At 71.0% G+C, this 26279-nt stretch carries 22 protein-coding genes; 11 read left to right on the top strand and 11 right to left on the bottom strand.

Annotated elements, in window-relative coordinates:
* The first annotated feature begins 10 nt into the window (after nucleotides 1-10).
* Entirely contained in the window at nucleotides 11-1831 is a 1821-nt protein-coding gene (gene recQ, locus Raf01_RS18945; RefSeq protein ID WP_203919255.1) for a DNA helicase RecQ, read from the top strand.
* Between the two features lie 41 nt (nucleotides 1832-1872).
* On the opposite strand, the gene Raf01_RS18940 is transcribed toward recQ, so the two are convergent.
* Nucleotides 1873-2538, bottom strand: a complete 666-nt coding sequence (locus Raf01_RS18940) for an NAD(P)-dependent oxidoreductase (RefSeq protein WP_203919254.1) — start codon at nucleotides 2536-2538, stop codon at nucleotides 1873-1875.
* 20 nt (nucleotides 2539-2558) lie between these two features.
* On the bottom strand, nucleotides 2559-4109 hold the full coding sequence (locus Raf01_RS18935) for an MFS transporter (protein ID WP_203919253.1): 1551 nt from the start codon (nucleotides 4107-4109) through the stop codon (nucleotides 2559-2561).
* A 317-nt stretch (nucleotides 4110-4426) separates the two neighbouring features.
* On the opposite strand from Raf01_RS18935, the gene Raf01_RS18930 reads away from it, so the two are divergent.
* From Raf01_RS18930 to Raf01_RS18920, 3 genes are all read left to right on the top strand, one after another.
* Entirely contained in the window at nucleotides 4427-5068 is a 642-nt protein-coding gene (locus tag Raf01_RS18930; protein WP_203919252.1) for a TetR/AcrR family transcriptional regulator, read from the top strand.
* A 116-nt stretch (nucleotides 5069-5184) separates the two neighbouring features.
* Nucleotides 5185-6636, top strand: coding sequence for an arabinofuranosidase catalytic domain-containing protein (locus Raf01_RS18925; protein ID WP_203919251.1), 1452 nt, complete (start codon nucleotides 5185-5187; stop codon nucleotides 6634-6636).
* A 151-nt stretch (nucleotides 6637-6787) separates the two neighbouring features.
* On the top strand, nucleotides 6788-7330 hold the full coding sequence (locus Raf01_RS18920; RefSeq protein WP_203919250.1) for a GNAT family N-acetyltransferase: 543 nt from the start codon (nucleotides 6788-6790) through the stop codon (nucleotides 7328-7330).
* An 11-nt stretch (nucleotides 7331-7341) separates the two neighbouring features.
* Here Raf01_RS18920 and Raf01_RS18915 read toward each other — a convergent pair whose 3' ends face one another.
* Nucleotides 7342-8526: a low temperature requirement protein A gene (locus tag Raf01_RS18915; RefSeq protein ID WP_203919249.1), complete on the bottom strand. Its 1185-nt coding sequence runs from the start codon at nucleotides 8524-8526 to the stop codon at nucleotides 7342-7344.
* Nucleotides 8527-8708: 182 nt separating this feature from the next.
* Between Raf01_RS18915 and Raf01_RS18910 the strand changes: the two genes are divergently transcribed.
* The 3 genes from Raf01_RS18910 (at nucleotide 8709) to Raf01_RS18900 (ending at nucleotide 10846) form a co-directional block, all read left to right on the top strand.
* Nucleotides 8709-9002, top strand: a complete 294-nt coding sequence (locus Raf01_RS18910) for a DUF1540 domain-containing protein (RefSeq protein ID WP_203919248.1) — start codon at nucleotides 8709-8711, stop codon at nucleotides 9000-9002.
* Between the two features lie 162 nt (nucleotides 9003-9164).
* A complete protein-coding gene (locus Raf01_RS18905; protein WP_203919247.1) occupies nucleotides 9165-10292 on the top strand; it encodes a septum formation family protein in 1128 nt (375 codons plus the stop codon).
* A gap of 119 nt (nucleotides 10293-10411) precedes the next feature.
* Nucleotides 10412-10846, top strand: coding sequence for an ATP-binding protein (locus Raf01_RS18900; RefSeq protein WP_203919246.1), 435 nt, complete (start codon nucleotides 10412-10414; stop codon nucleotides 10844-10846).
* A gap of 78 nt (nucleotides 10847-10924) precedes the next feature.
* Here Raf01_RS18900 and Raf01_RS18895 read toward each other — a convergent pair whose 3' ends face one another.
* The 5 genes from Raf01_RS18895 to Raf01_RS18875 form a co-directional block, all read right to left on the bottom strand.
* Nucleotides 10925-12523, bottom strand: coding sequence for an FAD-dependent monooxygenase (locus Raf01_RS18895; protein WP_203919245.1), 1599 nt, complete (start codon nucleotides 12521-12523; stop codon nucleotides 10925-10927).
* A 212-nt stretch (nucleotides 12524-12735) separates the two neighbouring features.
* Nucleotides 12736-13374 (bottom strand): acyl-CoA-like ligand-binding transcription factor, encoded by a 639-nt coding sequence (locus Raf01_RS18890; protein ID WP_203919244.1) that lies wholly within the window; start codon nucleotides 13372-13374, stop codon nucleotides 12736-12738.
* A 134-nt stretch (nucleotides 13375-13508) separates the two neighbouring features.
* A complete protein-coding gene (locus Raf01_RS18885; protein ID WP_203919243.1) occupies nucleotides 13509-15911 on the bottom strand; it encodes a ricin-type beta-trefoil lectin domain protein in 2403 nt (800 codons plus the stop codon).
* 154 nt (nucleotides 15912-16065) lie between these two features.
* Complete coding sequence (locus Raf01_RS18880) at nucleotides 16066-16611, bottom strand: NUDIX domain-containing protein (protein WP_203919242.1); 546 nt, start codon at nucleotides 16609-16611, stop codon at nucleotides 16066-16068.
* Between the two features lie 51 nt (nucleotides 16612-16662).
* Nucleotides 16663-18144 carry an MFS transporter gene (locus Raf01_RS18875; RefSeq protein ID WP_203919241.1) on the bottom strand — a complete coding sequence of 494 codons (1482 nt, stop codon included), beginning with the start codon at nucleotides 18142-18144 and terminating at the stop codon, nucleotides 16663-16665.
* 152 nt (nucleotides 18145-18296) lie between these two features.
* On the opposite strand from Raf01_RS18875, the gene Raf01_RS18870 reads away from it, so the two are divergent.
* Nucleotides 18297-18932 (top strand): TetR/AcrR family transcriptional regulator, encoded by a 636-nt coding sequence (locus Raf01_RS18870; RefSeq protein ID WP_203919240.1) that lies wholly within the window; start codon nucleotides 18297-18299, stop codon nucleotides 18930-18932.
* Here the strand turns inward: Raf01_RS18870 and Raf01_RS18865 are convergent.
* Nucleotides 18929-19525, bottom strand: a complete 597-nt coding sequence (locus tag Raf01_RS18865; RefSeq protein WP_239133731.1) for a TetR/AcrR family transcriptional regulator — start codon at nucleotides 19523-19525, stop codon at nucleotides 18929-18931. The two genes, Raf01_RS18870 and Raf01_RS18865, sit on opposite strands and share 4 nt — an antisense overlap.
* A 134-nt stretch (nucleotides 19526-19659) precedes the next feature.
* On the opposite strand from Raf01_RS18865, the gene Raf01_RS18860 reads away from it, so the two are divergent.
* Nucleotides 19660-20820, top strand: coding sequence for an epoxide hydrolase family protein (locus Raf01_RS18860; protein ID WP_203919239.1), 1161 nt, complete (start codon nucleotides 19660-19662; stop codon nucleotides 20818-20820).
* Nucleotides 20821-20896: 76 nt separating this feature from the next.
* On the opposite strand, the gene Raf01_RS18855 is transcribed toward Raf01_RS18860, so the two are convergent.
* Together Raf01_RS18855 and Raf01_RS18850 are read right to left on the bottom strand one after the other, a co-directional pair.
* Nucleotides 20897-22906, bottom strand: coding sequence for a family 20 glycosylhydrolase (locus Raf01_RS18855; RefSeq protein WP_203919238.1), 2010 nt, complete (start codon nucleotides 22904-22906; stop codon nucleotides 20897-20899).
* Nucleotides 22907-23157: 251 nt separating this feature from the next.
* A complete protein-coding gene (locus tag Raf01_RS18850) occupies nucleotides 23158-24177 on the bottom strand; it encodes an LLM class flavin-dependent oxidoreductase (protein ID WP_203919237.1) in 1020 nt (339 codons plus the stop codon).
* A 342-nt stretch (nucleotides 24178-24519) separates the two neighbouring features.
* Between Raf01_RS18850 and Raf01_RS18845 the strand changes: the two genes are divergently transcribed.
* Both Raf01_RS18845 and Raf01_RS18840 read left to right on the top strand, forming a co-directional pair.
* Nucleotides 24520-24927, top strand: coding sequence for a hypothetical protein (locus Raf01_RS18845; protein WP_203919236.1), 408 nt, complete (start codon nucleotides 24520-24522; stop codon nucleotides 24925-24927).
* Nucleotides 24928-25102: 175 nt separating this feature from the next.
* Nucleotides 25103-26227, top strand: a complete 1125-nt coding sequence (locus Raf01_RS18840) for a carboxylate-amine ligase (protein WP_203919235.1) — start codon at nucleotides 25103-25105, stop codon at nucleotides 26225-26227.
* The last annotated feature ends 52 nt before the right edge of the window (nucleotides 26228-26279 follow it).

Raw genomic sequence — 26279 nt, 5'->3', positions numbered from 1 at the left:
GACTCGCCAGGTGACGGCCGAGGAGCACACGCGAGAAGTCCTACACCGGGTCTTCGGGTACGACACGTTCCGGGGCGAGCAGCAGCAGATCATCGAACACGTCGTCGGCGGCGGCGACGCGCTCGTGCTCATGCCGACCGGTGGCGGCAAGTCGCTGTGCTACCAGATCCCGGCGCTGGCCCGCGACGGCGTCGGCGTCGTCATCTCGCCGCTGATCGCTCTCATGCAGGACCAGGTCGACTCGCTGCGGGCGCTGGGCGTACGAGCCGACTTCCTCAACTCGACGCTGAGCCTCGACGAGCGCCGTGCCGTCGAGGCGACGTTTCTCGCCGGCGACCTCGACCTGCTCTACCTCGCGCCGGAGGGTCTCGGCGTACCGGCGACCCAGCGGCTGTTGGAACGGGGCAGGATCGCCCTGTTCGCGATCGACGAGGCGCACTGCGTCTCGCAGTGGGGCCACGACTTCCGCCCCGACTACCTCGGGCTGACCGTGCTGCACGAGCGGTGGCCGACAGTACCCAGGATCGCGCTGACCGCGACCGCGACACCGGCCACCCACGCCGAGATCGCGCTGCGCCTGAACCTCAAGGAAGCCCGGCACTTCGTGGCGAGCTTCGACCGGCCCAACATCCAGTACCGGATCGTGCCGAAGAACGAACCCCGCCGGCAGCTGCTCGACCTGCTGCGCACTGAGCACCAGGGCGACGCCGGCATCGTGTACTGCCTGTCCCGGGCATCGGTCGACAAGACCGCCGAGTTCCTGGTGCAGCAGGGCATTCCGGCGCTGCCGTACCACGCCGGGCTGGACGCGGGCACCCGGGCGGCCAACCAGGCCCGGTTCCTGCGCGAGGACGGGCTGGTGATGGTCGCGACGATCGCGTTCGGCATGGGCATCGACAAGCCCGACGTGCGCTTCGTCGCCCACCTCGACCTGCCGAAGTCGGTCGAGGGCTACTACCAGGAGACCGGGCGCGCCGGCCGGGACGGGCTGCCCTCGACCGCCTGGCTCGCGTACGGCCTGCAGGACGTCGTCCAGCAGCGCAAGATGATCGACTCCTCGGAGGGCGACGCCGCCCACCGCCGTACGCTGGCCGCCCACCTCGACGCGATGCTCGCGCTGTGCGAGACGGTCGAGTGCCGGCGGGCACGGCTGCTCGCCTACTTCGGCGAGACCGGCACCCCCTGCGGCAACTGCGACACGTGCCTCGCGCCTCCGGAGGCGTGGGACGGAACCGTGGCGGCGCAGAAGCTGCTGTCGACCGTGCTGCGCCTGCGGCGGGAGCGCAATCAGCGCTTCGGTGCCGGCCAGTCGATCGACATCCTGCTCGGGAAGAAGACCGACAAGGTCGCGCAGTTCGACCACGCGTCGCTGTCGGTGTTCGGCATCGGTACCGAGCTGCGCGAGAGCGAGTGGCGTGGCGTGGTACGGCAGTTGCTCGCCCAGGGGCTGCTCGCGGTGCAGGGAGAGCACGGCACGCTGGCGCTGACCGAGGCCAGCGGTGAGGTGCTGCGCGGCACCCGACAGGTGATGATGCGCCGCGAACCGGAGCGGGCGGCGCGTCCGAGCCGGGGGGCGCGCTCTGCGGCGGCGCCGGCCGACCTCGACCCGCAGGCCCAGCCGGTGTTCGAGCGGCTGCGGGCCTGGCGGGCCGCGGCGGCGCGGGAGCAGGGAGTACCCGCGTACGTGATCTTCCATGACGCGACCCTGCGGCAGATCGCGACCGAGGCCCCGACCTCCCTCACCCAGCTGGGTGGGGTCAGCGGTGTCGGCCAGGCGAAGCTCGCCCGGTACGGTGCGCAGATCCTCGAGGTGCTGGCCGAGTCCGAGTAGCCTCTGTCCTGCCGATCATGTCGGCAGGACAGGGCTCAGCGTCAGTACGCCACGCCGACCGTCTGGCGCACCGAGTCCGGGTCGTCGACCGTACGCAGCATCAGGTGAGCGACGTCGGCCCGCCCGATGGACATGCCGTGGCGCACGTTGTGCCCGTACGCGACCCGGTACCGCCCGGTCACCGGCTTGTTCAGCAGGCGGGGCGGCCGGACGACCGTCCACTCCAGACCGCTGTCCCGCAGCACGTCCTCCATCAGCGCGAGATCCTGGTACGGCTTGCGGAGCAGCGACTTCATGAACGGCGCCAGCACGGTGCGCACCACGAAGCCGTCGCCCGGGTCGTACTTCGGCGGGCTCGGCCGGCCCGGGGAGGCCACCGTCGCGACGGGCGAGGCGCTGACGACGACCACGCGACGCACCCCCGTGGTGCGCATCGCCGCGACGATGGCCCCGGTGCCCTTCACCGCGATGCCGGCGTCCGACCGCGAGCGCCAGCCGAGGCCGGAGAGCACCGCGTCGGCTCCCGCGACCGCGGACTCCAGCGCCGCCGGGTCGGCGGCCGACAGGTCCGCCCGCACGGCGCGTACCGCGGCCGGCAGGTCCCTCGGGTTGCGCGCGACGGCGGTGACCTCGTGCCCGGCATCGAGCGCCAGGTCGACGATCCGCCGTCCGATGCCGCCGGTGGCGGCGAACACAGTGAGTTTCATGACGACTCCCGATTCACGTCTCAGATGGCCGCGGCGACCGGCTCGGCCCGCTCGACCTCGGTGTCGGCGCCGGCCGTCACGAAGTCGCGCTCGCGCACCAGCACGAAGGACGCGATCGCGGCCACGAAGGCGACGGCGGCGCCGACCCACAGGATCAGGTTGAGCCCGTCGACGAAAGCGGCCCGGCCGGTGGTCGCGACGAGGCCGCGCAGCGGTGCCGGTACGGCCGCCGCGGCCTGAGCCCCGCCGCCGTTGCTGATGGCATCGGCGATCGCTCCGGCGTGACCGGCCAGCGCGGTACCGGTGAGCCGATCGATCACCGCGGAGCGCACGTGGCTCGCGAAGATGGTGCCGAGCGCGGCCACCCCGGTGGCGATGCCGACCTGGCGCAGCGTGGAGTTGATGCCGGACGCCATGCCCGCCCGCGCCGGCTCGACGACGCCGACCGCCGTGGAGACCAAGGGCACGTTGACCAGCCCGGCGCCGACCCCGGCCACGACCATGCCGGGCAGCAGGTGGGTCCAGGTCGACTGCGGAGTCAGCCCGCGCATCGCTAGGAGGCCGGCGCCGATCAGGACGAACCCAGGCGCGATGAGCAGGCGCTTGGGTGCGTGGCTGGTCAGCCGGCCGGCGATCCCGGCGGTCACGAAGATCGCCCCGGTCAGCGGCAGGAACCGGATGCCGGTGGCGACCGCGGAGAGGCCGAGGATGTTCTGTACGTAGATGACCAGGTAGGTGAGCAGGGAGAACAGCGAGGCGGAGATGGCCCAGGCCGCGGCCAGGCCGCCGTTGAACGTGGGTACCCGCAGCAGCCGCAGGTCCAGCATCGGCGTGGCGCGGCGGCGCTGCACGGCCACGAACGCGATCAGCAGGACGGCGCTGGCGGCCAGCGACCCGATGACGGTGGCCGACGACCAGCCGTCGGCACTGCTGCGGATCAGTCCGAACACCAGGGCCGCCAGGCCGACGCTGAACGTCGCGAAGCCGGCCAGGTCGGGCGGCGCGGCCTGGGGATCGCGGGACTCGCCGACCCGCAGCAGCGTGATGGCCAGGGCGACCACGCCGATCGGCAGGTTGACGAAGAAGATCCACCGCCAGGACAGGCCGCTGGTGATCGCGCCACCGAGCACCGGTCCGACCGCGACAGCCACGCCGGTGATGGCGCCGAACACGCCGAAGGCCACGCCCCGGTCCCGGCCCCGGAACGCGTCCGCGAGCAGCGCCAGCGAGGTGGCGAACATGATCGCACCGCCGACGCCCTGACCGGCCCGGGCCAGCACGAGGAACAGCGGTCCGGTCGCCAGGCCGCACAGCAGCGAGCCGGCGGTGAAGGCGATGAGACCGATGACGAACAGCAGCCGGCGCCCGTACCGGTCGGCCAGCGAACCGGCGGTGAGCAGGAAGGTCGCGAGAGTCAGCGCGTACGCGCTGATGACCCACTGCAGGTCGGACAGCGACGCGGAGAACGCGCGCTCCACGTCGGGCAGCGCCACGTTCACGATCGTTACATCGAGCAACAGCATGAAAACGCCGGTGCACACCGCACCGAGCGTCCACCATTTCCGGTCCATCAAGATCCCCCAGTATTTTCTGAGCGTCTACTCAGTATCTTCATGGATTATCTGAGCAAACACTCAGCTACTCTGTCAAGTGCGAACGACTGGTCTGGCTCGGCGCGTCTGACACCGCGCCGCGACCCAGACCAGTCGACGACTGGGTTGGTTCGGCTCGTCTGGCGCCGCGCCGCGACCCAGACCAGTCGACGACTGGGTTGGTTCGGCGCGTCTGACACCGCGCCGCGACCCAGACCAGTCGGGGACCGGGTTGGCTCGACGCGCCCTGGCGCCGCGCCACGACCCGGACCAGTAGAAAGAGATGGGAGGCACACGTGCCGGAGACGGAATTCACCAAGCGCGGCCGGGGCCGACCGCCGAAGGGCGCGCGCGAGGCGATCCTGAGCGCCGCGCTGGAGGTGATCGGCGAGCAGGGACTGGCCAGGTTGACCACGCGCGAGGTGGCCCGGCGTGCCGGAGTGTCCGAGGCGAGCGTGTTCTACCACTACCGGGACAAGGTCGGCCTGCTCCAGGCCGTCACCCTGACCGCCCTGGAGCCGCTGAAGTCCCTCGACCTGGAGTCGGCGGCCAGCCTGCCCGACCGGTCGCTGGCCGAGACCCTGCTCCAGATCGCCACGGCCCTGGAGGGCTTCTTCGACGGCGCCCTGCCGGTACTGGAGATGATCCAGGCCGACCCGGCGATCCGCACCGAGTTCGCCCTCCGGCTCAGCAAGGGCAATTACGGCCCGCACCGGGGCGTCGGGTTCGTCAGCGAGCACCTGAGCGACATGACCGACCTCGGCCGGGTGCGGCCGGGTGTCGACACCGACGCGGCCGCGGTACTCCTCGTCGGCTCCTGTTTCCTGCGCGCCTGGCTGCGGCACCTGGCCGGTCCGGAGCGCGTTGAGACACTGCCCCGCCTGGAGGACACGACCGCGGCGCTGGCCTCGCTCCTCTCTCCGACAGACGGCGGGTAGGGCCGGCGCCGCTCCTTGCCCGGGGTACGGCGGGCGAGGCATAGTTATTAATTCACATTCCTAAATGTTACCCGTCCCCGCCTCCCCACCGGAGGCGGAACATTTGAGGAGGGCCCATGCGCCCAGCACACCGCCCGCGATGGCGGAGGATCCTGCTCTCCGGCGCCGCGAGCGCCGCACTCACCGCCGGCGTGCTCGCCGGCCTGCCCGGCACGTCACAGGCCGCAGGAACGCTGCCGTGCGACATCTACGGCGCCGCCGGCACCCCGTGCGTGGCGGCCCACAGCACGGTACGCGCGCTCTACTCCGCCTACGCCGGAAGCCTGTACCAGGTCAGGCGCGCCTCGGACGGCGCCACGACAAGCGTCGGCGTCCTGGCGGCCGGCGGGTACGCCAACGCGGCCGTCCAGGATTCCTTCTGCGCCAACACGTCCTGTGTCATCACAGTCATCTACGACCAGTCCCCCCGGCACAACGACCTGACCATCGAGGGCCCGGGTACGGCCGGCGGCCAGGACGTCGGCGCGAACGCGGCCGCGCTGCCGGTCACCGCGGGCGGCCACAAGGTGTACGGCGTCTACATCGCGCCCGGCACCGGCTACCGGCACCACGTCGGGGACGGGGTCGCGACCAACGGAGCGCCCGAGGGCATGTACATGGTGGCCAGCGGAACCCACGTCAACGGCGGGTGCTGCTTCGACTACGGCAACGTCGAGGCCACCATCGCCGACACCGGCAACGGGCACATGGACGCGGTGAACCTCGGCACCACGTGCGGCTTCCCGCCGTGCTCCGGGATCGGCCCGTGGGTCGCGGGCGACCTCGAGAACGGCCTGTACCAGGGCAGCGGCTCCAACCCGGCGAACCTGGGCAACGCCACCCCGTTCGTCACCGCGCTGCTGAAGAACAACGGCCAGACCACCTTCGCGCTCGAGGGCGGCAACGCCCAGTCCGGCGGGCTGACCACCTGGTACAACGGGCCGCTGCCGGCGAACGGGTACCGGCCGATGCACCAGGAGGGCTCCATCGTCCTGGGTACCGGCGGCGACAACAGCAACCGGTCCATCGGATCGTTCTTCGAGGGCGTCATGACGGCCGGGTACCCGACCGACGCCGCGGACGGCTCAGTACAGGCGAACATCGTCTCCGTCGGATACGCCGGCTCGACCGGCACGTCCCCCACCGCCGCGACCATCACCGGCCCGGGCGGCAAGTGCGTGGACGTCAACGGCGACGACAGCGGTGGCGACGGGACGGCCGTCCAGTTGTGGGACTGCCAGTCCTACGCGGTCGACCAGCACTGGACGCACAACGCCGACGGTTCGCTGAGCACCCTCGGCCGGTGCCTGGACATCAACGGCAACGGCACAGCCAACGGCACCCAGGTCGAGTTGTGGGACTGCAACGGCGTCGGTGGCCAGAACTGGGTACAGCAGGCCGACGGCTCGCTGCGCAACCCACAGTCCGGCCGCTGCCTCGACTCCCCCAGCGGCGCCACCGCCAACGGCACCCGGCTCCAGATCTGGGACTGCAACGGCAGCGCCGCCCAGAGGTTCCCGCTGAACTGACCACGATCAGAATGCGACCGACCACAATCGGGATGCGACCGACCACAATCGGGATGCGACCGACCACGATCGGGATGCGGCTGACCACAATCGGGATCCGCTGACCTTATTGGGGATGCGCCGGCCGGCTCGCTCGGGTACGACTGTCGCCATGGCCGAACTGAGCGCACCGACCGAGCACGTACGCCAATCGTTCCTCGACGCGATGGCGGAGTTCCGCGCCGAGGGGCGCGGATCTGCCGACGACCACACGATGATCGGCGGTGAGATCCGGAGATTCGGCGAGAGCTGGTCTTCCGGGCCGGACGCCTTCCGCGGCTACGTCGAGTGGCTGCGCGCCCAGTCCCTGGAGGAGACGCCCCGGCCCGAGAACTTCGTGCCGTGCACCAGCCTGTGGTGGGTGGACGGCACGGAGTACCTCGGCCGCGTCGCGATCCGGCACCGGCTGACCGACAGCCTGCGCGAGTTCGGCGGGCACATCGGCTATGACGTCCGCTCGTCGGCGCGACGGCGCGGGCACGCGACCGGGATGCTGCGCGCCGCGCTGCCGGTGGCCCGGTCGCTCGGCATCGATCGTGCGCTGCTGACGTGCGACGCCGGCAATACCGCGTCCCGTAAGGTGATCGAGCACAATGGCGGGCAGCTGGAGGATCAGCGCGGGGCCACCCTGCGGTTCTGGATACCGATCCGCTGACCGACCCCGTCTCACGATCCGGATCGCGGCTCGACCGTGCCGCGGCGGCGGCTGGCGAGCGCCTCGGTGATCAGCGTCAGCAGCAGGACGCCGTACGTGGTCACCGCGACGAGAATCAACGGCATCGTCAGCAGCGCGGGTACCAGTGCCAGCAGAACCAGCACCGGAACCCACCTCGTCCACGGGACGCGCCCGGTGACCACCCGGTCGAACAGGCAGCTGCCGATCAGGAACACCGCCGGTCCGCCGGCCGCGATCAGGGCCGATGACACCGGCGTGGACGCGTGCGGGTCGGCGGCCAGGATCCGGTCGGTGACCGAGACCCCCACCACCCCCGCGACCATCACCAGGTGCCAGTACGAGGTGAAGGTACCCGTGGCGACCTGGTTGGCGTACCCGGCCGACGCCGGCGGGATCAGCCGGCGGATCTGCTGGTAGTACAGCTGGAACAGGAGCACCGCGCTGCCGAACGCGAGCAGGAACACGAAGCCCTCCTCGACGTCGATCCGGTGGTCGCCGAGCCCGAACCCGGCGGTGAGGACGAGTTCGCCGAAGGCCACGATGACGATCTGCCGGTGGCGCTCCGACAGGTGGCCGCCGAGGAAGATGGAGCTCTTCAGGTCGGTACGGCCGAGCCTCGGAGTGGGCCAGCCAAACATCGCGGACAGGAAGTCGGTCAGTACGGCGACGGCCCACAGCAGCAGGCGTACCGGGCCGTGCAGGAACGCGCCGAGCAGCCACGGTACCGCCGTGACCAGCAGCCAGAAGAACACCCGGACGCTTCGGGCCTGGATGTCGCGGTTGACCCGGGTGCCCGGGATGAGCACGGCGTCCCGCGCCACGTGGATGCCGAAGTAGGCCAGGACGAACAGCAGACCCTGCTCCCCGAACGCCTTCGGAATGACGGCGGCCATCACCAGGGTGCCCACCATGACCACGATGACCAGGCCCCGGATCAGCGGCAGCTGGGCGTCGAAGAGGTCGGTCAGCCACGCCGTCAGTACCCACACCCACCAGCCGGCGAGCAGCAGCACGGCGGTCTGCGCGGTGTCGCGGAGGCTCACCTGATGTTGGAGGCTCTGCGAGAGGCGGGTGAAGAAGAAGATGTAGACCAGGTCGAAGAACAGCTCCACGAACAGCGGACTTCCGGGCGTGTCCTGTTTCCGGAGTATCCGTGGCAGCTGGCCGGTCGACACAGGTGGACCCCCCTCGTACCATTTGTAACATCCATCCGCCTTCGGCCGGATATCACCCGACCCCGGGTACCCGGAGGGTGCCGGACGCCCGGCGAGTCGGGAAATCATTGGGGACGAAAATCGTGAAACCGACCAAAAGGCGCGATGCCTCCGCTTACAGTAATCCGGACTAGGAGGCACAGATGACTCAGATGCTACAAATGCCGCTCGTCCAGCAGTGCACCGTCACGCGGTGCGGCTACAACCACGGCGGGTGCCGCGCGTTCGCGATCACGGTCGGCGGCACCAACGACTCCAGCTGCGACACCTTCATCGCCACCCAGGACAAGGGTGGCCTCGACACGGTGACCGCCCAGGTCGGTGCGTGCAAACGCACAGACTGCCGGCACAACAGCGGACTGGCCTGCCACGCCCCGCAGATCCAGGTCGGCCAGAACCAGAACGGCGCCGACTGCATGACCTACCGGGCGCGCTGACCGCTCTCAAACCGGCACCACGCTCCGGCCCGGCGCGGCACCACGCTCCGGCCCGGCGCGGCTTCTCGGCCCGGCGTCACGCTCCGGCCCCGGGCCGCCTCCCACGCATTGCGCGGATCGCATACGGTGATCCGCGCGATTCACATCGGGAGGGGCGGCCACATGGTCGATCAGCGCGCGGATCCGTCCGACGAGGACCGGAGAGCCTGGGCCAGGCCGCATGCGGAGGGGGATCCCTGGCACGAGTACTGGGATCCGGAGAAAGACCGCGACGTCGTCGACCGCCGGGCCCGGCGGGCCCGGCGTTACGCCGTGGCCTACCTGATCGCGGCGCCGATCGTCCTCGTGCTGACCCTGGTCTTCGGCGCCCCGTACCGCGCCCTGATCGGCCTGGTCGTCAGCCTGGCGGCCATCGCGCGGATCAGGATGCTGGGCGAGCGGGGCAAGGGCTTCCTGGTCGCGGCGGCCACGCTCAGCCTCGTCTGGGCCGTCGCCGTCGGCGTTCGGTTCGTCCCGTACCTGCACGAACAGGGTGCGCTCACGCTGTCGGCGGGCGACTGCTTCAACCGCACGAGCGCGAGTGGCGGCGAGTTCCTGACCTCCACACCCACCAGGATTCCGTGTACCCGACCGCACGACGCCGAGGTCGTGGGCACCACGTCCGCGGTCGACAAGGCATCGGCCCACCCGTCCCGGTACCCGAGCCGGGCGACGCTCGACCGGTTGGCCGCGACCGGCTGCCACTCGGTCAGCCGTGCCTACGCACTCGACCCGCTGTCGCTGCCGGCCGGTACGCAGCTGCGCTGGTACCTGCCGACCACGTCGCAGTGGTACGCCGACATCGTCTGCGTGGTGACCGCGAACGGGCCGACGCTGACCAGATCGGTCCGCGAGGACGCGACCGACGTCGATGACTATCAGCTCGACTTCCTGGTGGGCGTCCGGGACTTCCACGACGCGGAGGCCGCCCTCGACGCTCTGGGACCGAATCCGGCATGGTCCCAGCTCCAGCCCGTTCTGGTGGCCGCGGCGGACGCCCACGACACCATGGGCAACTATTTCGCCCTGAGGCAGTGGCCGGAGGCCGTCAAGCCGGACCTCAAGCGGTTGACCGACGGCATCGAGGCGGCCGGCCCGCTGTGGCACAAGGCCGCCGGGGCGACGAACTCGACCGACGCTCTCGCGCTGGTCGCGCAGGCCAGGGCGAAGGCCGACCCGGCTGCCGAGACGGCTGTACGGCGCGGGCTCGGCCTGCCCACGGCCCAGGGACAGCCCATCCGCACGCACTGATCGGGTCGCGGTACCCCGCCGGGGGGATCCACCCGTCCGGGCACCCGATCGACCCGGTTGACGGGCGGGGTCGGGGGGTAGAAACACCTTCGGGGCCTGGGAGACCTGAGGAGTGTCCGATGTACGTCGACAGCGGGGAACTGTCCGCCGTCGCGGGCGCGGCACGGTTCACCGTCGAGGATCTGCCGGTACTGCGCGCGTTCGTCGCCCGGGCCGCGCGGTCGGCCGGCCTCGACACGGACCGGACCGACCAGTTCACCCTGGCGGTCAACGAGGCCGCGACCAACGCGATCCGGTACGCCACGGGTTGGGCGGAGGTGACGTTCCGCAGAGGCGGCGGCTGGCTCTCGGTCGAGATCGGCGACGACGGTCCCGGCCTGCCCACAGCCGGGCGGGCCGCCGGCCGGCCCCCGCCGACGGCCACGCACGGGCGCGGATTCTGGTTGATGGACGAGTTGTGCGACCGGGTCGAGGTACTCAGCGGCCCGTCGGGTACCCGGATCAGCCTGGCCATGGCCGTCGAGACGGAGCCGGTCCGGGCTGAGGTCGGCTGAGCGCCGGCCGGCCCCCGTGCCCGGCCGGCCCCGTGCCCGGCCGGGCTGCGCTCGGAGGCCACAGCGCGGAAACTGCGCTCAGGGGGTGGCCGGTTCCCCGAACCACCGGGCGAGAGCCGACCGCAGCGCCTCCCGCTCCCGCTCGTCGAGCCGTGCCGACCGCGACGCCCAGGCGACGTAGCAGTCCGGTCGCAGCAGGAGCGCGGTGACCTTCGCGTCGTCGGCCCGGGCCCGCACCACGTCGACCCGGTCACGCCACGGCAGCGCGTCCTCGCCGAGTGCCCCGTCGTCGGTAAGGTCCAGCAGCAGCGGCCGGGCACCGTGGGTGAGTTCGGCGAGGCGTACCGTGCCGGTCTCGGTGTGCAACGACAGGTCGGGTGCCCACCGGCCGGTCAGCGAGTCGGCGTTCGCGGTGGATCCCATGTCGTACCGGATGTCCGCCCCGGCCAGCAGGTCAGCGAGGTGCGCCACGGTGTGCGGATCGGCCAGCAGTTCACCGAACAGCTGGCGTAGCGCGGTGACCTCGCTGCCCGGACCGACCAGCACGGACTGGGCCTGGGTGTGCATCGTCACCCGCTCGCCGACCGGCCGGCGCTCGGTCTGGTAGCTGTCCAGCAGCCCGGCCGGGGCCCAGCCGCTCAGCTCGGCGGCGAGCTTCCAGCCGAGGTTGATGGCGTCCTGCAGGCCCAGGTTGAGCCCGGGTCCGCCGATCGCCGAGTGCACGTGGGCGGCGTCGCCGACCAGCAGGACCCGGCCCTCGCGGTACCGGTCGGCCAGCCGGGTGTTGCCACCGACCAGCCGGCGCAGCAGGTGCGGCCCGGGGCCCTGCGGAGGCTCGACCGCCACGTCGACGCCGAGCACCCGGCGGATGCTGTCACGCAGTTCGGCGAACGACATCGGCCCCCGGTTCGCCTCATCCTCTGTACCGGGCGCCCGCACCTCGGCGGTGCTGATGGCCGTGGGGCGGCCCGGAAACGGCGCGAACGCGATCATCCCGGTCTCGGTGCGGTGGTGCAGGAACGGCGGGATGACGCCGTACCCGGGGACGACCAGTCCGCCGGTCGCCGGATCGATGAGTTCGGCGGGAACGCTGACGTGCGCCATACGGGAGATGCCGCGGTCCGTGGTCACACCGGGGAAGCCGATGCCGGCCAGCCCGCGGACGGTGCTCCGCCCACCGTCGGCGCCGACCAGGTACCGGGTCTCGATCGGGTACCGGCCGTCCGGGCCGCTGATCTCGATGGCGACCGTGTCGGCGTCCTGCGCCAGCCCGGTCACCTCGTGGCCCCGCCGGATCTCGACGCCGAGTTCACCGGCGCGTTCGGCCAGCATCTGCTCGATGCGTCGCTGCGGCACGGTCAGCAGGTAGACCGGGTTGTCCGGCAGCGAAGAAAGGTCCAGCGGGAACGCCCCGAACGTGTAACCCGGTGCCGGCCGCGGCGGCTCTTGACCGCCGGTCAGCCGCTGGTAAAGCCCGCGACGGTCGAGCATCCGCACGATCTGGCCGACGAGCCCGTTGGCCCGCTGCTCGTCGGTGGGGCCGGTCAGCCGCTCCAACACCAGCGGCCGTACGCCGGCCAGGGCCAGTTCGCAGGCCAGCATCAGGCCGTTGGGGCCGGCGCCGGCGATGACCACGTCGTAAGCTGTCGCGTTTTCGGGCGCGCTGTTTTCGGGCATGGTGGAACCTCCGTGGGTGCGGTGTGCGCGTGCGCGCGGGATTCGCCGGCTCCGCGACGGCGGAGCTGACGTGATGGGTGGTGCGCGACCGGTCCGGGTCGTGGCGTGGCGCCGGACGCGCCGAGCCAGCCGGTCGAACGACTGGTCTGGATCGCGGCGCGGAGTCGGACGCGCCGAGCCAGACCGGTCGAAACGGCTAGGGCGTTGGCGGGTTAGGAAGTCGGCGTGTCAGGGGCGGGCAGGCCGGCCGCCAGTTGAGCGAGCGCATCGGTCATCAACCACTCCATCGACACCGGCGGGTCGGCGCGCTGCCAGTGGTGCATGGCTGCGTTCGTGGCGGACAGGACCGCGGCGGCGACCAGTTGCGGGTACAGGTCCCGGGTGGCATCGGTGCCGGTGCGCTCGGCGACCGCGGCCGCGAGCGCGGTCTGCGCGACCGCGCTGGCGCGCATGAGTTCACCCTGGATCGCCGGCTCGGCGCTCATCACCTTGAGCCCGGCGACCCAGCGCTGATGGTCCTGCACCGGATGCGCCTCCAACTCCGGCCCGGGAACCAGTTGCTTGAGCGTCGCGTGGGTGATCGATTCCCAGATCGGCTCCCCGGCGGGCCGGCCGCGCAATTCCTCGGCGACCCCCAGACACCGGTCGATGTGGCGGGCGGCGATCGCCTCTCCCTTGCTGCCGAAGTAGTTGCTGAACGTACGCGTGGACACGCCGGCCGCCTCGGCGATGTCCTCGATCCGCACGTTGTCAAACCCGCGCTCCACCGTCAGACGGATGGCCGCCCAGCTCAACGCCGCTCTGGTCTCGCGCTTCTTGCGCTCGCGCAACCCGCCGTCCTCGGTGCTCATGAGCACGACTCTAGCCGAAACTGCCGAGTCTGCAAAGATGCCGAACCTGTAAAGATGCCGAGTCTGCAAATTCTTCGGAGGTCACGGCGGGGCCGGGGCGGGCTGCCCGGGGCGGCCGGACAGCCCGCGGGCGCTCAGGTCGGCAGGTGCCACACCTGGTTGGCGCCGCCGTTGCACGTCCAGATCTCCTGCTGGGTGCCGTCGGTCGTGGACGAGGCCGGGTCGTCCAGGCACTTGCCGGAACCGGTACCGACCAGCGACGAGTTCGCCCCGACGGTCCACTGCTGGTTGGTACCGCCGTTGCAGGTCCACAGCTCGACCAGGGTGCCGTCGGCCGTACCCTGCCCGGTGACGTCCAGGCACTTGCCGGTGAACTGGATGGTGTTGCCCCCGGCGAGCGTCCAGTTCTGCGCGGCGCTTCCGGTGTTGCAGCTGTCGATGACCACCGGCGTACCGTCGGCCGTGCTGCCGTTCTGGGCCTCCAGGCACTTGCCCGCCATGCCGGAGGTGATCGGCTTCGCGGTGACTCCTCCGGTGCCCGGGGTCACGGAGAGGTTGTCGAACTGGTCGGTCTGGTAGCCCACCACGCCGAGCCCGACCTGCCCGGTGGCGTACGAGGTGTCGGTGCGCGACGCCAGCGTCGTCGTTCCGAGCTTCGCGGTGATGGTGCTGCCCTGCAGGGTCAGCGACAGGGTGTGCCAGCTGTTGAGGCCCAGCGCGGTGGTCGTCCCGCTGGCCAGCGTGGTCAGCGTGCCCGAGGTCGTGTTCTTCACCAGCGACCAGGCGCCGGTGTTGCTCACCCGGAACTCGTACCCGGCCTGCCGGTTCTGCGGCCGGGACTGGGTGTTCGCGCGACCGATCAGCTCGGCCGTACCGGCCTGCTGGAGGTTCACGTCCACCGACACCGTGTAGTTGCTCCAGGCGAGGTCGCCGGCGAGCGCGAACGCGTCGCTGTCGCCCTGCCACTCGATCGGTTTGACCGGGGTGACCTGCTGAAGGCACTGGCCGGTGTGCCCGCCGGAGCAGGTGCGCACCTCGAACGAGCCCTGCTGGTCGGCGACGTACCGCGCCTCGGCGTTGGCCGGGTAGCTCTCGAAGGTGTCGCTGTACGGCAGCGCCAGGTTGCCCTGGGCCGGGCTGCTGGCGGTGCCCTTGCCCTGGCCGGTCGTGGTGGTCAGCGAGTACACGTACCCCGGTTGCAGGGTGAGCGTGTAGCTGCCGCCCGACGGCGTGACGTCGGCCTGCCTGACGAAGTAGGCGCTCGCGCTGGACGAGCCGAGATTGGTCGCCCACACGTGGACCGTGCCGGTGGACAGCCCGCCGGAGACGTTCAGCGTGACGGTCTGCGCCGCGGTGGCCGTGGTGGTCTCGATGATGGAGCTGTAGTCCCTGCCGTTGGTGGACTTCAGCGTGACGTAACTGCCGTTGGCGCGGGCGCCGCCCAGGTACCCGCTGGCCGAGTCGATGAACGTCCATCCCGGCTGGACGAACTGGCTGACCTGCGCGAGGGCCCAGGTCTCCTTGCCCAGCCGGTACGCGCCCGACCACGGTGACGGCGCGACCGCCAGCCCGACGGTGGAGAACGGCAGGTTGGGCGTGATGGCGGCGACCAGCGGCCAGTTCAGGTACGCGGTCATCTTCCCGTCGATGTACCCGCGGGTGATCGAGCGGATCAGCGCCTGCGCCCCGGAGTCGACGTCCAGTGAGCCGTTCTCGCTGGCCCACAGCGGCTTCCCGGTGGCCACCGCGTTGGCGGTGGAGTTGCACGTGGTCGAGTCGGACAGGTACCCGCACGGGTAGTGGTCGCCGACGATGTCCACGGCGGCGTTGAACGACGAGTCGCTGACCATGTCGTCGGCGGTACCCCAACTGGTGTCGTCGCCGACCACCTTGGTGCTGCCGTACCCGCGGCTGGCCAGCGAGCTGTGCAGCGTTTCGTACCAGCCCTTGTCGTGCCCGCGTTCGTTCCAGCCGCCGAGATAGTCGATGGTCAGCCCGTTGCTCCTGGCACAGCCGAGCCAGCTGATCAGGTAGTCGATCATGTCCTGGGACCAGAAGTTCCCGCCGCCGATCCAGCCGGGCGCGGCCCACGCCAGGCCGTACAGCCTGAGGTTCGGGTTGCGCGCCTTGGCCTGCTGGGCGAGCCAGAACTCGTACCCGACGGTGCAGTTCACCGTCCCCCTGACATGCTCGATGCTGGGCTCGGCACCGTCGGTGGAGTTGGCGTCGCCACCGATCTCGATCTTCAGGATCTGCACGCCCGCCCCGTACCCGGGCTTGAACAGGTAGTCCAGGATCTGCGAGCGCGCGGGCTCGGGATAGTCGATGAGCAGCCGGCTGTTGCCGCCCCCGCCGCTGATCGCGCCGGCGCCGTCGAAGGTACGGCCACCCTGCGCGCCGTTCACCGCGATCGTGGTGCTGGTGGCCGCGCCGGCAGCGGTGGTGTCGAGGCCGACGAGGGTCGCGCTCAGCGCGAGCGTGGCGGCCAGGGCCGACGAAGCGCGGGCGAGCCACCGTCGCCGGGAGAGGAGTTGCATGGTCGTTGTCCCTTCGCCGTTGGGGTCCGGCGCGGCCCGGGCACGGCAGAGCCACCGAGCCACGGTGTCATCGAGCCATTGAGCGAACCTGCTCACTCCTGAGGGAAATCCGGAGCGGCGTGAAGATAATTGAGCGCTTTTGTAGAGACGCCTGTCAATACTTCGGGCGGACCGGCGGGTCCGGGCGCCAGGCGAGCAGCCGCCGGTACGCCTCGCTCCCGTCCGGTACCCACGGCCACTCGGCCAGCCGGCGCGACAACTGCTCCTCGGGCAGGAAGGCGTGCCAGGCGACCTCTTCCGGCTGCGGATTGACCGGCCGGTCCCAGCTCGCCCGGTAGACGGCGGACCACCAGGCGTGCTCGGGTGTCTGGTAGAGGAACTTGAACAGGAACTCCGGCTGGGGCAGCCCGGAGACGCCCAGTTCCTCCTCGGCCTCGCGCAGCGCCGCCGCGTCGTAGGACTCCCCCACGCCCACCACACCGCCGACGAACATGTCGTACAGCGACGGGAAGACCAGCTTGTCGTCCGTGCGCCGGTGCACGAAGACGCGGTCGTGCCCGTCCCGTACCTGGATGAACACGCACCGGTGGATCAGCCGGCGCGCGTACACCTCGCCGCGCGGCGCCTGCCCGACCACGCGGTCCCGGTCGTCCACCACGTCCAGCAGCTCGCGCGCGGAACGTGTCGCGTGATCACTCATGGGCTCATCCAAGCACGGTGGGATGGCCCCCGCCCCGGGCGACAACGTCCCCTATTCGTCTCCCAGCCCCGGGACACCGATCACGGCCGCCTCGGCGTACGCCTCCTCTTCCAGGATCGTGGGCTGAGCCTCGTGCTCGTCGGCGTGCTGGTGGTTGCGCGGAACCAGGAACGCCGCCAGGGCCGCGCCGGCGGTCGCGATGCCGAGCGCCGTGAAGCCGTAGGTGTAACCCTTCTCGGCGGGCAGGCCGCTGGGCAGGGCATGAGCGCTGACGACGCTCGCCATCACCGCGGCGCCGATCGCACCGCCGATGCTACGGATGTTGGTGTTCATGCCGTTCGCCACGCCGGTCTGGTGCGGGGGAACCGCTGCCACGATCACGTTGGACATGGTCGCGAAGGCGGCGCCGAACCCGACTCCGAGGATCGCCATCGCGAGGAGGATCTCCCACTCCCGGGTGTGCGCCAGGACGAGGATCACGAACGACGCCAACGTGATCACCGTGCCGACGACCAGTACCTTCTTGGCCCCGACCCGGTGGCTCAGCGGCGGCGTGACGACGCCAGAGCCGAACATCGTCACGCTCATCGGCAGCATCAGCAGGCCGGCCTCGGTGATGCTGGCGCCGAACCCGTAGCCGGCCGCCGGCGGCGTCTGCAGGAACGCGGGCAGGAAGCCGATCATGCCGTACATGGCCACGCCGAAGAGCAGCGACACCAGGTTGGTGGTCCACACGGCGGGGATGCGCATCATCCGCATGTCGATGAGCGGGCTCGTCGCCTTCGCCTCGACGACGATCCAGGCGACGGCGAGGACGCCGGCGGCGATGAACATTCCCAGTACGCGCGCGGAGCCCCAGCCCCACGCGGACGCCTCGCTCAGCGGCACGAGCAGGAGGATCAGCCAGGCGCCCAGCAGCACGGAGGCGGCCCAACTGAACTGGCCCGGGCTGCGCGTCGGCGATGGCGGGATCACGAAGTAGGACGCGACGGCCGCTGTCACGACCAGGATCATGGGCAGCCAGAACAGCGCGCGGGAGTCCAGGACGTCGACGATGGGCCCGGCGAGCACCGCGCCGAGACCGAGGCCGACGGCCAACAGAGAGGCGAGGATCCCGACGGTGCCGGCCACCCGTTCGCGCGGTACCTCGTCCCGGACGATGCCGAAGGCCAGCGGGAAGATCCCGCCGCCGAAACCCTGGACGACCCGGCCCACCAGCATGATGCCGATGTTGGGGGCGATGGCCGAGATCGCCAAGCCGACGGCCAGGGCGATCAGGGCGACGAACAGCACCTTGTCCTTGCCGACGCGGTCGCCCAGCCGGCCCAGGATCGGCGTGAAGATCGACGCCGACAGCAGGTAGGCCGTGATGATCCAGGTGACCGTGCTCTGCGTGGTGTGGAGTTCCCTCTGGATCTCCGGTAGCACCGGGGCGACCAGCGACTGGATCACCGAGAACGAGAACGCGGCGAGGATGAGTACCGGGAGGATCGGTCGCGGTTTGGTCCTTATGTTCCTATTTTGACGTGACATGAGAGCTCCTACTGAGGTGCGCCTGGCGGTCGCGCGGGTGATCGCCGCGGGCGATGGCGCGTGATGGCCGCCGAAACCAGTAGGTAAGGCTATTCATTAGATGGGCCTACAATCAACTGAAGGGCCTACCGTGTGAGGTAAGGTACAGCGCAATGACCAGCAGCTATCACTCCCCACGCCGGGCCGACGCCGCCGCCGCCACACGCACCGCGATCTTGGCCAGCGCACGCGCGTTGTTCCTGGAGCGCGGCTACGCCGACGTCACGGTGAGTGACATCGCGAAGGCTGCCCGGGTTGCCGTCCAGACGGTGTACGCGAGTGCGGGGGGCAAGGCCGCCATCCTGTCAGCGCTTCTCCAGCCCGCGAGGGAAAGCCCGATCATCGCGGAGACTCTCGCCGCCATCGCGGTCACCGACGATCCCCGCCGGATCATCGACCTCACCGCCGATGGCACCCGCCGAGGCCACGAACAGCACTGGGAGACGCTGTACGGGCTGTTCCGCCACGCACCCGCCGAGCCGGCCGCTCGTAAGGTGTACGACGCCTCGGTCGCCGCGTACCTCGGCGCGTTGAGTACCGTCCTCGACCGCCTGGTCCACCTGAACGGGCTCGCTCCCGGCCTCGACCACGCCCAGGCACTGGATCTGATGTGGTTCTACCTCGGACGGCCGGCCTGGTTCACTCTCATCGGCGACCGCGGGTGGAGCTTCGACCAGGCGCAGGCGTGGCTGGCCGGCTCCGCGCGCCGCGCCCTGCTGGCCGATCCGGACAGCGGGCCGGCGGACTAGGTCCTGTCCTGGCCGACGCCACTCTCACCCGGCGGGCGCAGGCCTGCGAACATGACGCCGAGAGTCCGCTCCCGCAGGTCCGGGCTCCAGCCGCCGTGCAGGGCGCCCTGGCAGGCGCTGACCATCAACGCGGTCACCTCGTCGGCCCGGATGCCGGGCCGCACCGCGCCGGCCCGCTGCGCGCCGGCCAGCAACTCCCCGACCGCGCCGGACAGCGATCCGACCGGGCCGGCGACCGGTACGTCCAATCCCTGCGCGGCGAGCAGGTGCACCACGGTACGGCTCGCCGCGGTCCGCTCCACCAGCCGCGAGAAGAACTCGAACAGCGCGGTTCGCGGGTCGCCGCCCGCGATCAGGGTCGCGGCGTCGTCGGTCAGCTGGCGCAGCTGCTCCTTCATCAGCGCCCGCAGGAGGTCGGCCTTCGTCGGAAAGTGCCGGAACACGGTGCCGATCGCGACACCGGCGCGCCGCGCCACCTCCTCGGTCGACGCCTCCGGTCCGCCCGCGGCGAACACGTCCGCGGCCGCCGAAAGAATCCGGACCCGGTTGCGCTGCGCGTCCGCGCGCATGGACCGGGGCACTGCGCTGGACATGATGGGTTCACCGGACTTTCCTGAGCCGAAACTCATCTTATCCGAGGTCCGCCAGCGGGGCGTTTGCCGACCCCGGCGCGCCGGGTACCGGTCAGCCGGCCGACGCACGCTTCACGTTCGAGAGGGCCGCGGCGATGGACGAGAGCATCCGACCGTTTCGCATCGACGTACCGGAAGCCGACCTCGACGATCTGCGCCAGCGGCTGGCGCTGACCCGGTGGCCCGAGCGGGAGACCGTGGACGACTGGTCCCAGGGCGTGCCGCTGTCGTACCTGCGGGACGTGTGCGGCTACTGGGCGCGATCGTACGACTGGCGGGCGACCGAGCGGCGGCTGAACCGGCTGCCCCAGTTCCGGACCGGCATCGACGGACTGGGCGTCCACTTCGTCCACGTACGCTCGCCGCACCCCGACGCGCTCCCGCTCATTCTGACCAACGGCTGGCCCGGCTCGATGGTGGAGTACGAGAAGACGATCGGTCCGCTCGCCGACCCCACCCGGTACGGCGGCGACGCGGCCGACGCGTTCCACGTGGTGTGCCCGACCCTGCCCGGGTACGGGTTCAGCGACAAGCCGACCCGTCCCGGTTGGACGGTGCACCGGATCGCCGACGCGTGGACGCGACTGATGAGCCGGCTCGGGTACCGGCGCTACGGCGCGCAGGGCAGCGACTGGGGCGACAGCGTCACGACCAGCATCGGCCAGCGGGATCCCGGACACGTCGCGGGCATCCACCTGACCCCTCCGATCGCGGCACCCGACCCGGCCACCTTCGACGACCTCACCGACACCGAACGCGACAGCCTCGCCGCGCTGGAACACAGCCGGGAGTGGGAGTCCGGGTACTCCGCCGAGCAGGCGACGAAACCACAGACGCTCGGGTACGCCCTGGTCGACTCGCCCGTCGGCCTGTGCGCCTGGATCCTCGAGAAGTACCGCTCCTGGACCGACTGCGACGGCGACCTGGAGAGCGTGGTCAGCCGCGACGAACTGCTCGACACCGTGATGCTCTACTGGCTGCCCGCGACCGGCGCCTCGGCGGCCCGGCTGTACTGGGAGAGCTTCAGACAGGTCGCGGAGTGGTTCACATCGTCCACTGTGGACACGGTCGGCGTACCGACCGGATGCTCCATCTTCCCCAAGGAGCTGCCCCGCCCGTCGCGGCGCTGGGCCGAGCGGCGCTACACCGACGTCCGGTACTGGCGTGAACTCGACCGGGGCGGCCACTTCGCCGCCCTGGAACAGCCGGAGGCATACGTCGAGGAGGTGCGCGCGTTCTTCCGGCTGGTGCGGTGAGACCGTACCGACCGGCGGCAGGGCGTCGGGGTGCGCGCCCTGCCGCCGGCTCCGGCTCACCGCTTCGCGTGCCGGCTCACCGCTTCGCGCGCAGCGTCACGGTCAGGGTCGCGGTCGCGCCGTTCGGTCCGGTCACCGTGACCGCGACGCGGTACGCTCCCGGCTTCCGGTAGGTGTGATCGCCCCCGATCGCGTACGAGCTGTTGACTGTGGTGGTCGTCGCCGGCGTACCGGTGACGGTCGCCGTGTCCGTGCTGCCGTCGCCCCAGTCGATGCTCGCGGTCAGCGCGGTGGCCGCGATCCCGGGGGCGGACAGCGTCGCCAGCGCCCCGGCGACGTGCCCGTGCCGGTCCGCTGCGGCGCCGGTCGCGGTCAGATCGAGGCGCCACGGCACCTCCGGACTCGGGTAGAAGTTCACCGCCGCGGCCGTCAACCGCGGGCCCTGCGCGGCGAGCCGGCCGAGGAAGTCCTGGTACGCCGGACTCGTCGCGGTCCGCTCCACCTTCGGCGACCAGCCCACCTCGGCGAGCGCGAGCAGCCGCGGGAACGCCATGTAGTCCACATCGGACAGTGACGCCAGGGTCTCGGTCCAGACCGCGCCCTCCACGCCGATCACGTTGTCGTCGGTGACCCCGGTGACGTAGCTGCCCGGATCCCAGTTGTAGAACTGGTCCACGTCGCAGCCCCGGCCGCACGCCCAGGTCTGGCCGAGCGGCGCGGGCACGCCCCGCGCGTACCGCTGGTCGAGGTACGTGTGGTTGGCCGGCGCCATCACCACTTTCATGCCCTTCTGTACCGCCTCGGTCGCGGTGACGGTGCCGGAACTCGACCCGGACGCCGGCTCCCAGTACTCGGCGATCGAACCGGGCGCCAGGCTCGTTCCTTCGCCGGCGATGTCGGCCCAGCCCATGGCGGTCCTGCCGCGGCCGTTCACGATGCCGGCCTCCTGGTTGACCAGCGCGGCGTACTGCGACTGCTCCAGCACCGTGGTCGGCACCTCGTCACCGCCGAGGTCGTAGTACGGACCGGGAGACAGCGCGGTCAGCTGGTCGATGATGGCGGTCAGGATGGTCCAGGTGTTGGCGCTGTCCGGACACAGCGCGCTGTAGCCGACCGCTCCGGTGTAGTTCCAGGCCGGCGGGTCGTTGGCACCGCAGTTGATGTCCTGCGGGTGGCCGTCCAGTCGCGGGTTGGCCGTGTCGCCGTACTCCGACATGATGATCGCGTTGTTGTGCCCGGGCGTGTCCACCTCGGGTACCAGGGTCATGAAGTGCGCCGCGGCGTACGCGACGACGGCCTTGTACTGCGCCTGCGTCCAGAAACCGCCGGGGTCCATGGTGCGCCCGCCGGTTCCGACCGAGCCCTGCGAGCCGATCGCGGTCAGGTTCGGGAATCCGTTGATGGCCAACCGGAATCCCTGGTCGTCGCTCAGGTGCAGGTGGAACGTGTTTATCTTGTACGCCGCCGCCTGGTCGATCAGCTGCTCCACCGCGGACGGCGGTTCGTAGTGCCGCCCGATGTCCAGCATCAGTCCCCGGTAGCCGTAGCGCGGGTAGTCGGTCACGTGCACGGACGGCATCGTCCACGGGCCGGGCCGCACGACCGGGCTGGCGATCTGCGCCGGCAGCAACTGGCGGATCGTCTGGATGCCGTCGTACAGGCCGTGCGTGGTGGGCGCGGACAGCGAGACGCCGCTGCCGGTCACGTCGAGTTGGTACCCCTCGCCGGAATGGTCCGCCGACAGGCTCTTCGGGTGGCCGATGGCCAGCGTGATGTCACCGGCGTGCGGGGGCCCGGACACCACCGGCAGCCGATACCCGGTCGCCGGGTGCAGGTATCCGGCGAGGTCCCGGGCGATCGCCTGCGCGGGACCACGGGCGACGATGCGCGTGTGGGACGTGGCGGTGAACTGGCCGTGCCCGGCGGTGGTGGACACCGGCTGGGGAACGATCTGCGGCGGGGCGGCGGCGGTGGCGGCGTCCTTCGCGAGCGCCGGTGAGTTCAACGCCAGCGCCGCGACGAGCGCGATGGCGACGGCACCGGCGAGGCGGGCTCTGGTTCTGGTCGGGCGGCGGTCTGACGACATGGGCGACCCCTTCGGAGTTCCGACTGCGGGGCAACGACGACCGCCGCTCGGCGGACCGGGGATGCGGTGCCCGCGCTCACCGGCTCGGGACGCCGCGCTTTCGACCAGTCTGGCTCGGCGCGTCTGACGCCGCGCGACGACCCAGACTGGTCGCCGACCAGGACGGAGGTCTTTCGCGCCAGCTGATGATCAGCTTTGAGCACCGAGGCGCGGATGTCAATCGATGCGGTGGGCACCGTCGAATCGAATGGTCAGGCGGTTGGGTGCCAGCCCAGTGCCGGGCCCAGTTTCGTGGCGATGTCGGTCAGGATCTGCGTGTAGTCCTCGTGGTCGAAGGTGAACGGCAGCGCGAACGCCACCTCGTCCACCTCCCGGAACGCGGCGTGCGCGTAGAGCCGTTCGGCGATCTGCTCGGACGTGCCGACCAGGTCGGGAGCGAACAGCATGCGCGCCGGCCCCTGGGGCGCGGTCGTGCGCGGGGTCCGCGTGCGCGCGTACTCCTCGTACTTCGCTCGCTGCTCGGGCGAGGCGGTGTCGGTGGGGATGACGACGAGCCCCTGGGAGACGCGGGCTCGCGCGCCGTCGGGATGGTGGGCGCGGAACGTGTGGATGTGCGAGAGCTGGATCTCCGCGAAATCCTCCGACTCCTCGGCCTTGACGACGCTGCTGGTCAGGAAGTTCATCCCGTTCTCGCCGGCCCATTGGGCCGAGCGCAGGCTCGCGCCGCCGTACCACATGCGCCGGATCAGGCCGGGGGCGTGCGGCTGGACGCGGTCGGAGAACGTCTCGAAACCCTCGGTGCCGCTGACGCCGGTGGCCGGCTCGCCGCCGACGAAGTCCAGCAGCCGGCGTACCCGCCGGTAGCTGAAGTCCTCGACATCGCCGGTGTCCGGGTACAGCGCCGGCCTGACCCGGTCGTAGTGCATCGGCGGCCCGACGCTGACCCCGGGATTCAACCGGCCTCCGGACAGGATGTCGACCGTCGCGAGGTCCTCGGCCAGCCGCAGCGGGTTCTCCCAGCCGAGCGGGATGACCGCGGTACCCAGGTCGATGCGGCGGGTACGTTGCGTCGCGGCGGCGAGGACCGCGACCGGGGACGAGATGCCGTACTGCAGGTGGCGGTGCCGTACCCAGGCACTGTCGAACCCCAGCCGCTCCCCCAGCTCGATGATCTCCAGAGTCGACTCGTGGCCCGGACGGGGATCGGACTCGTCGAACAGCCCGATGGTCAGGAAGCCCAGCTTCCGCAACGGATCCGAGGTGTGCGGCACAGGTGAACCCTTCGTCGTGCATAGGGCCGCCAGGCCCGCCTGGTGTGTGGGCGGGCCGGTCAGCGGCCGGGGAAAAACGGCGTGCTCCGGGGGGCGGAGGCGAGCATCCTCCGAGCGTCCCCACCGGACGGCGACGCCGTCATTCTGGCAAACGCCGGTTCGGTCTCGGTGTGAGGCGCGAGACAGCCGGTTCGGGCATCGAACTGTGTGGCTTCGAGGTTTCACAGCACGGATTCGGCAGCTGATCGCCGAACTGACGAGCCGCCCCGGGGCCACCCCGCTACGACCCGCCTCATCACGTGAGGACGTCACAGGGTTGTGGCGTCTGGGAGGTGTTCAGTCATGAAACTCACGCCGCGATTCGCGCTCGACTCGCTGTTCCTGACCGGTGGGGTGTTCCTACTCGTGTCGTCGATGGCGTTCGCCCCGGTAACCGCCGGCAGGCTCGCCTTCGGCGTCGCCACCGGCCTGGCCGTGGTGGCTGGTCTGAGCGCGATCCTGGCCCGCGGGACCGGGCAGAAGGTCGGTCACGGCATCCTGGCGGCGGCCGGCCTGTGGTCGCTGATCGCCGCGCTGACGTTCACCGGCACGACCCTGACCTGGCTCGTCTTCGCCGACGCGATCGGGCTGGCCGCCGTCGCCCTGGCCGACCTGGCCGGGCATGAGGTGACGACCGAGCGGGTGGTGCACGAACTGGTGGTCAAGGGGACGCCGGCCGAGGCATCCAGCCAGCCCACGCTGGTCGCCTGAGCGGAGCCGGAGCCGGGCTGTCGCGGAGGCGAGCACAGGCCCCGCAACACAGCCTGACCGTCGGCAGCGCTCGACATCGAACGGTGGCGGACCGTGGTCCGCCACCGTTCGGCTGTGGGCGTACCACCGCCACGTGGTGCTATGCCCGGATTTAGCCATGGCTTACCATCCTGCGGTGACAGATGCTGATTCCCGGCTCGGCGCGACCGCGGGCGACGCGGTGGCCGCCACCGTCGGCGTCGAGGAGGAGTTTCACCTCGTCGATCCGGTGACCGGCGGCCTCGCTCCGAAGGCGCGGCGGATCGTCCGGACACCGGCCGAGGTGCAGCCCGAACTGCACCGCTCCCAGATCGAGACGGCGAGCCGGGTGCACCGGGACATGGACGGGTTGCGCCGGGACCTGGCGACGCGACGCGGCGACCTGGCCGGCGCCGCGCGCGGGCTGGGTCTGGCGATCGTCAGCAGCGGGACGGTACCGGCCTCCGGGACCCCCGCCGACCGCGTGTTCCCGAAGCCGCGGTACCAGTGGATGGCGCAGGAGTACCGCCAGCTCGTCGACGAGCAGCAGGTGTGCGCCTGCCAGATCCAGATCGGGGTGCCCGACCGTGACCTGGCGGTCCGGGTCGCCCGGCGGATCCAGGGCCGGCTACACGTGCTGCTCGCGCTGTCCGCCGGCTCGCCCATGTTCCAGAACGTGGACACCGGGTACGCGTCGTACCGGACCGTGGCCATCTCGCGGTGGCCCACGGTCGGACCGCTGCCCGCCCTGTCGGGAGCCAAGGAGTACGACGAGCTGGTGGGCGCGCTCGTCGGCAGCGGCGTGATCAGCGACGCCGGCATGATCTACTTCGATGCCCGCCCGTCGGCCAGGTACCCGACCGTGGAGATCCGGATCGCGGACGCCTGCCCGCTGCTGGACGACGTGATCCTGTTGGCGGTACTGGGCCGGGCACTGGTGGCCGCCGCGGCCCGGGAGGACGAGGCCGGGCAGCCGCTGCCGGACACCCGCACGGTGCTGCTGCGGGCCGCCACCTGGCGCGCGGCACGCTCGGGGCTGGACGGAGACCTGGTCGATCCGCTCGGCGGCACCGCGGTCCCGGCCAACCGCGCGGTGCGGGCGTTGATGGACTACCTGCGTCCCGACCTGGAGAACCACGGCGACTGGCAGACGGCCAACGACCTCCTCCGAGCCCTCCTGCGGCGGGGCACCTCGGCGCAGCGCCAGCGCGCGGTGCTCAAGCGCGGCGGTTCCCTGACCGACGTGGTCGACGCGGTGATCCGGGAGACGGAGACAGGCTGACCGGAAGCCGCCTGGGCGGGTGTCGGCAAGTCCGGCCCGCTCGCCGGGCGGC

Origin of the sequence: Rugosimonospora africana (assembly GCF_016862975.1) — a bacterium.
GTDB lineage: Bacteria > Actinomycetota > Actinomycetes > Mycobacteriales > Micromonosporaceae > Rugosimonospora > Rugosimonospora africana.
This window is presented reverse-complemented; position numbering and strand designations above follow the sequence as displayed.